The sequence below is a fragment of the Robertmurraya sp. DFI.2.37 genome, assembly GCF_029211245.1.
Lineage (GTDB): Bacteria > Bacillota > Bacilli > Bacillales > Cytobacillaceae > Robertmurraya > Robertmurraya methanolica_A.
In genome coordinates this window covers 1-312 of the sequence record NZ_JARGEJ010000524.1, presented here as the reverse complement: position 1 = coordinate 312, position 312 = coordinate 1, and the positions used below count along the sequence as shown (strand labels likewise).

Sequence of the window (312 nt, the reverse complement as noted above, 5' to 3'; positions counted from 1 at the left end):
CGACAAATTAGCCGAAAATAAAAGGAGGAAAACGGATGAGTCAATATCAAAGCGGAGCAGATGCGCTAAACACGCTCAACGACACAAACGAAGGCGGGGGCGGGGCAAAAACGGAATTTACTTCGTTTAAAAGCGGTAGTTCGTTCATGGTCAAGGTGTTAGGCACAGCCGACCTAATTTCGTTTTACAGCTACGGTATTTACAAGCAAGTCAACTCGTTCGTGGCGGCGAACCCGTCGAAGAAATCGGCGAAAGGCTTTCCGGTCGAAAATTTGACGCCGTGGGACAAAGCGTGGAAATATCACAAGGACT

1 pseudogene is annotated in these 312 nt (G+C 48.1%); it reads left to right on the top strand.

The features are described 5' to 3' along the window. Positions 1-35: 35 nt before the first annotated feature. A pseudogene (locus PZE06_RS27550) lies at positions 36-312 on the top strand (hypothetical protein); the annotation flags it as partial.